Consider the following 10,690-nt stretch of genomic DNA (forward strand, 5'->3'; position numbering starts at 1 on the left):
CAGGGGGACGGTATCCACCAGTCTGGTGAATAGTGGGCATTATAGAAGAGTGGTATCTGTCGAACATTCTGGCGATATCATGCAGAGAATCACCTTGCTTATATCTGTCCCAGATAATCGCTTTCTGTTCGGGCGTGTAGTAAATGCGCGTTCTTCGTTTCATTGCAACGTCCCCCCCTTGATTAAGGATAGCGTTGCATCGACCCGTTGAACTCACAGCACAAAGCGGACAGGCACTGAAAGAGCAGCTCATGGGCAAAGATTAGCATTTTCCATTGCAGCTTTTACTCTGAGAATGGTCTGGCGCGTAGTGTTAAATTCACGGGCGATCGCACTAACGCTTTTTCCTTCATTAAGACGCAGAAACACAGATTTCTTTTGTTCGTCATCCAGAACTGGCGGGCGACCAAAACGCTTTCCCGATGCTTTAGCCCGTGCGATACCAGCATGGGTACGCTCAAGTAACAAGTCACGCTCAAACTTAGCGACCGCAGAAATAACCTGCATTGTCATTTTTCCGGCCGGGCTGGTGAGATCCACACCGCCTAATGCCAGGCAGTGAACGCGTATTTCTGACGTGGCGAGCAGTTCCACGGTTTTCCTTATATCCATCGCGTTACGACCGAGGCGATCCAGCTTGGTTACGATCAGGAGATCGCCATGTTCCATCCGGTCAAGCAGGCGCATAAACCCCGGGCGTTCACCAGCAGCGACTGAACCACTGATGTATTCCTCAATAAGACGCTGCGGCCGGATAGCGAATCCGGCCGCTTCAATCTCACGACGCTGATTCTCAGTATTCTGTTCGAGGGTAGACACCCTACAGTAGGCAAAAAATCGTGACATTACATTACTTTATGTACGAAAAAGATGTACTAATTATAACGCATGTACTAAATAAAAAACATTCACTTTCGTACATCCCATATTGTATGTGTACGGAACCGGTCATATTCGTACGGAAGATTTAATCGCGAAACGGTAACATTGCCGTCTTTTTAGCGCACATTATTTTTAAGTGTTATCATTACGTCTAATGAGCCGTGTAAGCTAAACGTGATTTGAAATGAGGTATTTATGTCCGTCAAACAACGAGCAACACAAAGCGTGACCATGACCGTAGAACGCTCTCTACTGACTCGCGCGCGTCAAGCCGGAATTAATCTAAGTGCCACACTCGTTGCAGCGCTTGACGCTGAATTGCGTCATTACGAAACCAGGAGGTGGCAGGAAGAGAACCACGAAGCGCTTGAAGCCCTTAATCGCTTTCACGACGAACACGGTTGTTTCAGTGATGAATACAGGACTTTTTAAATGCAGTTCACTGTATACAGTAACACCGGGAAAAGCGCCGTTTATCCTCTGCTGCTTGATGTAACAAGCGATATTATTGGTCAACTAAACCGCAGGATTATAATCCCATTACTGCCGGTAGAAAAGTATCCCGGCAGTGCACGACCGGAACGACTGATTCCGCTAATCAGACTCACTGACGGTAATGAATATGTCGTGATGACCCATGAAATGGCGAGTATCCCTGCCCGTTCGCTGGGGGCCGAATTCTGCGATGCATCCCCTTATCGTATGCAGATTAAAGCCTCAATTGATTTTCTTTTTGATGGCATTTGATCTTTTTTCCGTAGCTGATTATTTCCATACATCTCAAAAAAATTGGTTCGCCCAATAAGAAATTATGTCAGAAACAATCCTGTTCCAAGGCTGGTTTACCGCGCACATGATGCTGATGCTCAAGAAATCACGCAGTACGGCCTGGAGCGGAACTTTATGTCAGACAAAAAAACGGGCGATGACTATCTGGCGGATATAATTCGTCATACGGCTGCCACGGGCGGTTCTGCGGGAACAGTGCTTTCACTTGCAGGCGAATATTCAACAGCAAATCGCTTCCTCCACAGTAACAGGAGTCTGGTTCAAATTGACACACACCTGTTACCAGGGCGTTTCAAAAGCGCAGCGCAGATTCTTTTAGAGGACGGGAACAGGCTGATAGACAGTGGGAAAGTCAGTGTCGCCCTCGTGAGAAAGGCGCTTGAAAATCTGCTGAGTGAGATGGAAGAGAAATCTTCTGTCTGGACGGAGACATCCCTCCGCAGGCTGTGTCCGTTATGTTCTGACCGCTATAGTCTCAGGGGCAGCCTGGACAAACGCTGCCCCACGCGAACTCAGCCTGTATGCAGCGAAAACGTAAACGGAAAAGGTCTAACCTGCGTCTGAAATGGCACTGGCCGGTAAAAGACTTACGGAGCACGAACAGCGAAATGAAAATGCATCATGAGAAACAGGAATCGATGTACGATCCTGAATATCGTACCGCCTTTGAGGAAGAAACCGTTCAGGCGCTGTTGAGTGTAGTGTTTTACTGAATTTGGCCACCTGAACAGAGGTGATATGCTCACCTCAGAACAACACAGGTGCTCCAATGAAAAGAAGAAATTTTAGTCCTGAATTCAGACGTGAATCAGCCCGGTTGGTTGTCGATCAAAATTACACAGCCGCTCAGGCAGCGAAGGCCATGGACGTTGGCCTTTCTACAATGACGAAATGGGTAAAACAGCTGCGTGATGAACGGCAGGGCAAAACGTCAAACGCCTCTCCGATAACCCCGGAACAAATCGAAATACGTGAGCTAAAGAAAAATCTGCAACGTATTGAAATGTAAAACAAAATATTAAAAAAGGCTACCGCGCTCTTGATGTCAGACTCCCTGAACAGTTCTCGATAATCGGGAAACTCAGGGCGCGTTATCCTGTGGCCACACTCTGCCATGTGTTCGGGGTCCATCGCAGCAGCTACAAATACTGGCAAAACTGTCCTGAAAAACCAGACGGCAGGCGGGCTGCATTACGAAGCCAGGTGATGGAGCTGCATAACATCAGCCATGGTTCTGCCGGAGCAAGGAGCATCGCCACAATGGCAACCCGGAGAGGCTATCGGATGGGACGCTGGCATGCTGGCAGACTGATGAAAGAGCTGGGACTGGTCAGTTGCCAGCAGACGACTCATCGGTATAAACGTGGCGGCCATGAACATGTCGCTATCCCGAATCACCTTGAGCGGCAGTTCGCAGCGACAGAGCCAAATCAGGTGTGGTGCGGCGACGTGAGGTATATCTGGACAGGTAAGCGCTGGGCGTACCTCGCCGTTGTTCCCGATCTGTTCGCAAGAAAACCAGTGGGCCGTGCAATGTCGTTCTCGCCGGACAGCAGACTCACCATGAAAGCGCGGGAAATGGCATGGGAAACTCGCGGTAAGCCCGTCGGGGTGATGTTCCACAGCGACCAGGGTAGTCATTATACAAGCAGGCAGTTCCGGCAGTTATTGTGGCGGTACCGGATCAAACAGAGTATGAGCCGGCGTGGAAACTGCTGGGATAACAGCCCGAGGGAGCGCTTCTTCAGGAGTCTGAAGAACGAATGGGTGCCGGTGACGGGTTACGTAAGCTTCAGCGATGCTGCCCATGAAATAACAGATTATATCGTTGGGTATTACAGCGCGCTCAGGCCGCATGAATATAACGGCGGGTTACCACCCAACGAATCGGAAAACCGATACTGGAAAACTCTAACGCGGTGGCCAGTTTTTGTTGACCACTACAGTTCTGGTTCAGGAGCTGGCTGTGATGGGCTGGACCGGTAAAAACTCATTTCGCCAATATTGGTTTGTGGCTCTTCTGCTGTTCCTGCATCAGTATTGCCAGTACCGCGAAGCACTGATTTAGCAAATACCAGTACTGCCGTAGAGGCAGCAACAGCGGCACCCGTCAGACTATTTTCGGGCATTATATCTTGCCGGGCTATCAGGGCTTTCTTCTCTGCCTCCCTGGCTCGCTCTGCCACGCGACCAGCATTACAATCACTTTCATAATAGTGTGAAAATACTGTCGGAACGAACCGGGCCCGGCAGGGACAGGAGCTGTAGCTATCCAGCGACCCCGCCCACTCTTTCAGGACACCACCGACTTCATAGGTGTCTCCCATGCCACCACAGACGCGGAAAAGCCCCTCATGCTTCCCGCAGGTCACCGGGTCACCCTCCCGGACCTGCTGCCGTAAAATGCCGCCTATTTCGCAGTCGGTGTCAGACGCACCGGAAAGAATTCGTCCCCCACATCTGGTTTTATCCAGATGATACAGAAAGTATCCCGTAGCCATAATCCCTCATGAACCATATTGATATCGCAGGAACAATACCCAAGATGTGACTAAAGCTAAATCATGGCGAGTAAAAAATGTTCGGTTTGGTGCAGCGGCGATTGTCGTTATGGATACCTGTCAGACGATCTGTACGGGCCTGTGAGCTGCGTTCAGGGGTGAGGCATACTCCTTAAGAAAGGTCGGGAGAGGCTGGTATGGCTTCTGGTGGTTTCTGACGTGAAAAGAACTTTTGGGGAGTGGAGGGGGCAAAATTCAGTAAACCACTACATTTCGGCTTGTGCTTACCATCGTACTCTCCCCGGCCTGTTAAAGGCTCTGTAATCATCATGTGTCGCGAATCGGTCATCCGCCATGTCAGCCTTAACTATAGAAAACAACGATACTGAAGCAGCTTTTTCACTTCTGAAGATATTTCGCGCCTCAACAGCAGGGTAAAGGCAATAACAGGCTGAACAGAATAAGTGAAATGTACCGTTTCAGGCATGCGCGGACCGCGACACATTCCGTTACGTCCTTATCGCAAAATTACACGGCGGACCTTTCATTTTTGATTAGGCTTTATTTACTTTACTTTACATGCGGGGTATCCGTGAAAAAGAACCATCGGGGAATACTGACGTTTATTACCGGCATTTTTGTGTGTCTGTGCGGTATTACGCTGCTCGCGCTGGGCGGCTGGCTGGTCATTGAGGGCGGGACGGGCTGGTATTTACTCACCGGCGCAGGTTTTCTGTTGTCAGGGGTTCTGCTTGTGCTTAAACGTCCGGCGGGACTGATCCTTTATCTGCTGACGTTTATTATCTGCACGATTCAGGCACTGACGGAGGTGGGACTGGATGGCTGGCAACTGATGCCGAGGCTGTTTTCGTTCGCCCTGCTGGGCATCTGGCTCTGTCTACCCTGGATTCAAAAGCCGATCGTCACCGTTGCGCGCAGGATACGCTATGGACTGGCTCCCGGCGTGTTTTATATGGCGGTGATTATCACCATTTTCTGGAGCGGCTGGCACATTACAGGCGAACGCTTTGTTTCGCACCATCCCTTCCCCGGTTTTACAGCTCAGCCTGGCACGCAGGCGGATAGCAGCGACTGGCGTTACTATGGTAATAATGCTGCCGGTCAGCGCTTCTCGCCTCTGACACAAATCACGACGGTGAACGTTGCCGAACTGAAACCCGCCTGGCGCTATAACACCGGTGATGTCATGCGTAAGGGGGAGGATAGCGCGGGTCGGGAGTTCAGCTTCGAGGTGACACCCGTCAAGGTGGGTAATAGCCTGTTCATCTGCACGCCCCACCGCCAGATTATTGCGCTGGACGCCACTACCGGACGGCAGCGCTGGAAATTTGATCCGCATAGTGATACTTCAGCTAACGAATATCTGGCCTGCCGCGGAGTCGCCTACAGTGCAGTAAATTCAGACAGCGACTGTCCGGAGAAAATCATCAGTACCACCGCTGACGCGCGTATGGTGGCGCTGAATGCAAAGACGGGCAAGCTCTGTAAAAACTTCGGTAATAACGGCTACGTCAGCCTTACGGACAATATGGGGGACGTACCGCCAGGCTTTCATTTTATCACTTCTCAACCGATGGTGATGGATGGAAAGATCGTTCTGGGTGGCTGGATTTATGATAATCAGGCCAAAGGCGAACCTTCCGGCGTGGTGCGCGCTTATGATGAAGCCACCGGAAAACCCGCATGGGCGTGGGATATGGGCCGGACCCCAGCCAACGCCCCGCTCAGGCCGGGAGAAACCTATACCCATGGGACTCCCAATGGGTGGGGAACCTATACGGCGGACGCGAAATTGGGACTGATCTTTATTCCGTTGGGGAATGCAACGCCGGATTATTATGGCAGCAAGAGGAGGTCATTCGATGAAAAATATTCCAGCGCCATCGTTGCGCTGGATATCCACACCGGTGAAGAGCGGTGGCATTTTCAGACGGTCCATCATGACGTATGGGACTTTGACCTGCCGGTGGGTCCCACCCTTATGGAACTACCGGGTCGTAACGGAAGCACTATCCCAGCGCTGGTGCAGACGACCAAAATGGGACAGCTGTTCCTGCTGGATCGTCGGACGGGCAAACCCCTCGCAGACGTCAGGGAAAGGGCGGTACCTACCTCTCCCTCCCTGCCGGGGGAGCATTTGTCGCCCACGCAGCCTGATTCATCAGGTATGCCCGATCTCTCACCTCCTGATCTGAAAGAGACTGATACGTGGGGGGCAACCCCTTTCGATCAGCTGTGGTGCCGCATTCAGTTTCACCGCTATCGTTATCAGGGGAAATTCACACCACCGGCCGAAGGCACATCCATTGCCTATCCTGCCTTTGACGGCGTGATGGACTGGTACGGTGGGTCTGTCGACCCGCTACATAACGTGCTTATCGCCAACACCAGCTACATCCCGTTCACCATGCAGATGATGACTAGTCAGGAGGCTATCGCTAAAGGTCTGATGAAACCCTGGGCCGGCTGGCACAGCGGGCAACCCTATCCCAAACCGAAGGAGTTTGCGGTCGGCCCGCAGTATGGCACCGGCTGGGCAGCTGTGGTTAAACCCTGGCTGACGGTACTGGGATCCCCCTGTAGCGCGCCCCCATGGGGTAAAGTGTATGCCATCGATCTGACCACCCGGAAAATCATCTGGGAACGCCCGGCGGGAACGACACGGGACATGAATATCTTCGGTACGCATACCAATGCGCCGCTGCCCACCGGTATGTTCATGATGGGCGGAAATATTATTACCAAGAGCGGCCTGATCTTTATGGGGGCAACCGCGGATGATTATTTACGGGCCTTTGATGAGAAAACCGGCAGAGAGTTGTGGCGTACGCGTCTCCCGGCTGGCGGCCAGGCAACGCCGGTCACTTATATGGGCGATGACGGCAGACAATATGTGGTCATCGCCGCCGGAGGGCATGGCGGGCTGGGAACCCGGTCTGGAGATGCACTGGTGGCCTATGCGCTGCCCGAAAAGTAGTTGATACAAGAGACCTGCGATCTGCGGGGCCGCCCCCTTACGTGTGCGCGGTTCCCGCTGATAGAGCAGAGCGCGTGCTTACTGTTGCCGGTGAGGGCGATAGTTGTGCAACCCGCCTGGAAAAGGAAACGTATTCTACGTTAAGACTATTTCTTAAACCGTCATAACAGACAGCTATGAGCGAAATATAGTCATTCGCACCCTAAGAATTACACTTTTAAGTGATTCAGGGTATGCGCTTACTGGTTACGAATATTGAGCGAGAATCATGCGATGATCGCCGCTAATATTGTCTTGATATAGTAAAATTAGACGTAGCGGTTTTGTTGCTCATTATCAGCCACCCAAAAAAAACGTTGATTGCGACTCCTGACTGGGCGAGTGCAAACCTTATGCGTCCTCTTCCGTTGGTTTACTCTGGTTTTTCTACAGAGAGACCGGGCTTTAAAGAATATGGTCTGGAATGACTTCATCTTTACGCAGCGTTAAGACTTCAAAACCATCAGCGGTCACTGCTATGGTGTGTTCCCACTGAGCAGAGAGTTTTTTATCCCGGGTCACCACTGTCCAGCCGTCTTTTTTAGTTTTTATTTTGCTGTCGCCCTGATTCACCATCGGTTCGATGGTAAAAACCATTCCCGTACGCAACACTTCACCTGTACCGGGTTTACCGTAGTGCAGCACCTGCGGTGCTTCATGCATTTCTTTGCCGATGCCGTGCCCGCAATATTCCCTGACAACGCTGTAGCCACTGTTTTCAACATGCCTCTGAATGGCATGTCCAATATCACCCAGCGTCGCACCCGGTTTTACCGCTTTAATGCCCAGCCACATGGCTTCCCAGGTTTTCTTCACCAGGCGGCGAGCTAAAGGAGAAACGTCGCCGATCAGGTACATTTTGCTGGAGTCAGCAATCAGTCCCCCTTTCTCCAGGGTTATGTCTACGTTAACGACAGCGCCAGATTTCAGGTATTCGTTAGCTTTAGGGATGCCGTGACAAACGACTTCATTTACTGAGGTATTTAGTACGTAAGGATAATCATATTGTCCTTTGCTGGCCGGGCGGGACTGCAACTGCTCAACAATAAATTTTTCTGCCCGGTTATTGATGTCTAAAGTAGTGACGCCCGGAACAATAAACGTATCCAGCATTTCAAAGACGGAAGCAAGCAGTGTCCCTGCATGACGCTGACGGGCAAGTTCATCGACGGTTTTAATGGGAATTGATGGCATTGATCACCTCCATTAAACGGTCAGAACCTGATTTCAGCATCATCAGCTTGATTTGTTGATAGTTAAGGTCCGGATAAAGCTCGCTCATCATACCAAGGCGGATCCAATATTCGGCTTGCGCGTTCACTGAGCGCGACATGGCTTTACTGGCATCGCGGACGTCTTCATGCAGCAAATCCGAAATTTTAACAATACCCATAAACATATACTCCGTTACTTTACATATATGAATCGTATATCCTTCTCAGGCAGATGTCATGGTGATTTTTGTCGTTATCATTAACGTCTGCTTTGAGCTGTAGATTCAATCTGTCAACGCAACCTCCCTTTCAATTATCTCTTTCGGTGTTTGAACTTCAGTGTCTTTCTCGGTCTGTTGTTTAGCTGAGCTGCAATCTGATCCAGCTCATGTTGAGTACAGTGGGCAAGGCATGTCTTTTTGGGAAAGTACTGTCGAATTAACCCATTAGTGTTCTCGTTTGTTCCCCGCTACCAGGGACTCTGAGGATCCCAGAAATAAACTTTAACGCTGGTGCTGCCAGTAAATTCCAGATGCCTGACCAGCTCCATTCCTCTGTCCGATGTCAGTGATTGCCGGAGTCCAGGCGGCAAGCTCAGGAATTTTTCGGTAAGAGCCTGATTCACTGAGAAAGAATCTTTGCCCCTGAGTCTAAGGATGATCGTATAACGTGATTTTCGGTCTACAAGTGTGGCTATAGGCGAGTTTTTTGTGCCTGATACTAAATCGCCTTCCCAGTGCCCCAGAGAGCGTCTGTTATCGATATGCCGGGAGCGTTCGTGAATTGGCGTTCCGTTCACTATGTTGATCGTACCTCTTTCACCTTTGCGGGTATGGCGTCAGCCGGATAAACTGGGCCGCCAGAGCCCAGACGTTTGCCCAGCTCAACCGGGTTCACGCTGATTTCGCGTTTCTCCTCTCTCGCCTCCTCACGGCATCGGTTTCAGGCGGGGCGTCTGAGAAGATGTCATCTGCAGCGGAAAGTTGATGGCACCGGAAGGTGCATGTATGAGGAGCAGCGCAACGGCTATTACCTGTCAGTCCTGTTCCTTTTTATCAATGCTGATGGTAAGCATCACATCCGGCCGACTTTTATTTTTCCCCGTGTTTCCTGCCACAGATACCGAACTTTTTACGCTTAACAGACACTCAGGGGGCACGACTAATTTACTACTCAAAACTATGCAACCTTTACGTAATAACGCTTCGACCGGATATTATAATCCACAGACCGGCTACTCCCAATCGTCTGCATCTACTGCTGGCGGTGGCATCAGTAAAGGAGAGCCAATTCCACAGCACATGATAAGCCCTGCGACCCACGCCTGGCTCGGACATGTTGCGGCAAGTGGCAGTCCTGAACATCAGTATATCGCCACGCAGGTTCTGAATGGACTGACCGACGGTACCCTTGTGAAAGCAGGGAAAGGGCAAAATTCAGATACGCGTGATAACTTCGCGAAATCCTTACCTATGGGCCGCGAAGGTAACGGGCTTCTGGTGGCTAAGGCCACCCTCAATACCGAGCAAAATTATGATATTTCAGAAATTGGCTTGCAGTGGGAGTCAGGCAGGGCAATGAAGTTTCCCCTGACAGACGATTTTGCTGAGCGGACCAAATTTCGTGAGGCGCCTTCCCTGCAGCCCCCGGCTGGAGGTAGCCTCAGCAGCACTGCCCGGGGTAAACAGCCTGAATATCCTTCTGACAACACCCGGAGCAGTCAGCCGGCGGCATATGCGGCTTCGTCGTCTTCTTATGGCTACCAGGCCCCCCCGGACCTTCCCGGGCGGCTGAAGCCCCATCTGCGCCGCTGCAGCGCTCCCCCTCAGTGCAGCCCGGTATCTCCCGGTCAGCGATTTCCGGAGCAAGCCAGAAAAGTATTAAAAGTGTGGTCAGCAGGCTGAACAAATGGGATCAGAAAACAGCCAGAGGCCTTATTGAAAGCAAGCTGCACAGTCAGCCTGCCGAAACGCATCAGTTGCTGATACAGCATCTGCAGAACCAGCTGTCAAACCGGGCTACTGGTAAGCGTACACCGAGGGCCGTATTGACGGGGATGTGTTATTCAGTTGGCGGTGTGATGCGCCAGGGTAGCAGTTCGCTGACCCGGTTGACCGGCCAGTCGGCGATGACGTCAAGCACATAGCGGAGGTAGCCTTCTGGATCCACGCTGTTCAGTTTGCACGTTCCGATCAGGCTGTACAGCAGTGCTCCCCGCTCACCACCATGGTCAGAACCGAAGAACAGGAAGTTTTTACGACCCAGAC

The 10,690-nt window shown here is 51.3% G+C and carries 9 protein-coding genes and 3 pseudogenes; 5 read left to right on the plus strand and 7 right to left on the minus strand.

Features of this window, described 5'->3' with window-relative positions:
- Positions 1–163 (minus strand): annotated as a pseudogene (locus GS12_RS24440) (helix-turn-helix domain-containing protein); the annotation flags it as partial.
- An 86-nt stretch (positions 164–249) separates the two neighbouring features.
- Positions 250–846: a recombinase family protein gene (locus GS12_RS20870; RefSeq protein WP_034950457.1), complete on the minus strand. Its 597-nt coding sequence runs from the start codon at positions 844–846 to the stop codon at positions 250–252.
- Between the two features lie 231 nt (positions 847–1,077).
- On the opposite strand from GS12_RS20870, the gene GS12_RS20875 reads away from it, so the two are divergent.
- From GS12_RS20875 to GS12_RS20895, 3 genes and pseudogenes are all read left to right on the plus strand, one after another.
- Positions 1,078–1,314, plus strand: coding sequence for a type II toxin-antitoxin system CcdA family antitoxin (locus GS12_RS20875; RefSeq protein ID WP_034950460.1), 237 nt, complete (start codon positions 1,078–1,080; stop codon positions 1,312–1,314).
- Positions 1,315–1,629: a CcdB family protein gene (locus tag GS12_RS20880; protein ID WP_034950463.1), complete on the plus strand. Its 315-nt coding sequence runs from the start codon at positions 1,315–1,317 to the stop codon at positions 1,627–1,629.
- Positions 1,630–2,440: 811 nt separating this feature from the next.
- A pseudogene (locus GS12_RS20895) lies at positions 2,441–3,608 on the plus strand (IS3 family transposase).
- A gap of 3 nt (positions 3,609–3,611) precedes the next feature.
- Here the strand turns inward: GS12_RS20895 and GS12_RS25040 are convergent.
- Positions 3,612–4,172, minus strand: coding sequence for a PAAR domain-containing protein (locus GS12_RS25040; RefSeq protein WP_235421288.1), 561 nt, complete (start codon positions 4,170–4,172; stop codon positions 3,612–3,614).
- Between the two features lie 592 nt (positions 4,173–4,764).
- On the opposite strand from GS12_RS25040, the gene GS12_RS20900 reads away from it, so the two are divergent.
- Positions 4,765–7,170: a membrane-bound PQQ-dependent dehydrogenase, glucose/quinate/shikimate family gene (locus GS12_RS20900; RefSeq protein ID WP_034950469.1), complete on the plus strand. Its 2,406-nt coding sequence runs from the start codon at positions 4,765–4,767 to the stop codon at positions 7,168–7,170.
- A 444-nt stretch (positions 7,171–7,614) separates the two neighbouring features.
- On the opposite strand, the gene map is transcribed toward GS12_RS20900, so the two are convergent.
- The 3 genes and pseudogenes from map to GS12_RS23685 all read right to left on the minus strand — a co-directional run.
- Entirely contained in the window at positions 7,615–8,403 is a 789-nt protein-coding gene (map, locus tag GS12_RS20905) for a type I methionyl aminopeptidase (RefSeq protein ID WP_034950472.1), read from the minus strand.
- The gene (locus tag GS12_RS20910; protein ID WP_034950480.1) at positions 8,384–8,602 is read right to left on the minus strand and encodes a ParD-like family protein; all 219 of its coding nucleotides are present in this window, start codon (positions 8,600–8,602) and stop codon (positions 8,384–8,386) included. The genes map and GS12_RS20910 overlap by 20 nt, the downstream gene beginning before the upstream one ends.
- Positions 8,603–8,707: 105 nt before the next feature.
- A pseudogene (locus GS12_RS23685) lies at positions 8,708–9,261 on the minus strand (IS30 family transposase); the annotation flags it as partial.
- Positions 9,262–9,409: 148 nt separating this feature from the next.
- Between GS12_RS23685 and GS12_RS20915 the strand changes: the two are divergent.
- A complete protein-coding gene (locus GS12_RS20915; protein WP_152601460.1) occupies positions 9,410–10,327 on the plus strand; it encodes a hypothetical protein in 918 nt (305 codons plus the stop codon).
- Between the two features lie 157 nt (positions 10,328–10,484).
- Here GS12_RS20915 and GS12_RS20920 read toward each other — a convergent pair.
- A partial coding sequence (locus tag GS12_RS20920) for a transposase domain-containing protein (RefSeq protein WP_034950476.1) occupies positions 10,485–10,690 on the minus strand: 206 nt, incomplete at its 5' end.

Origin of the sequence: Erwinia oleae, from assembly GCF_000770305.1 — a bacterium.
In the GTDB taxonomy this organism is placed as follows: Bacteria; Pseudomonadota; Gammaproteobacteria; order Enterobacterales; family Enterobacteriaceae; genus Erwinia; species Erwinia oleae.

Coding starts and splice junctions, on each gene's coding strand:
- GS12_RS20870 (WP_034950457.1), bottom strand. CDS start 846: ATGTCACGATTTTTTGCCTACTGTAGGGTGTCTACCCTCGAACAGAAT.
- GS12_RS20875 (WP_034950460.1), top strand. CDS start 1,078: ATGTCCGTCAAACAACGAGCAACACAAAGCGTGACCATGACCGTAGAA.
- GS12_RS20880 (WP_034950463.1), top strand. CDS start 1,315: ATGCAGTTCACTGTATACAGTAACACCGGGAAAAGCGCCGTTTATCCT.
- GS12_RS25040 (WP_235421288.1), bottom strand. CDS start 4,172: ATGGCTACGGGATACTTTCTGTATCATCTGGATAAAACCAGATGTGGG.
- map (WP_034950472.1), bottom strand. CDS start 8,403: ATGCCATCAATTCCCATTAAAACCGTCGATGAACTTGCCCGTCAGCGT.
- GS12_RS20910 (WP_034950480.1), bottom strand. CDS start 8,602: ATGGGTATTGTTAAAATTTCGGATTTGCTGCATGAAGACGTCCGCGAT.
- GS12_RS20915 (WP_152601460.1), top strand. CDS start 9,410: ATGGCACCGGAAGGTGCATGTATGAGGAGCAGCGCAACGGCTATTACC.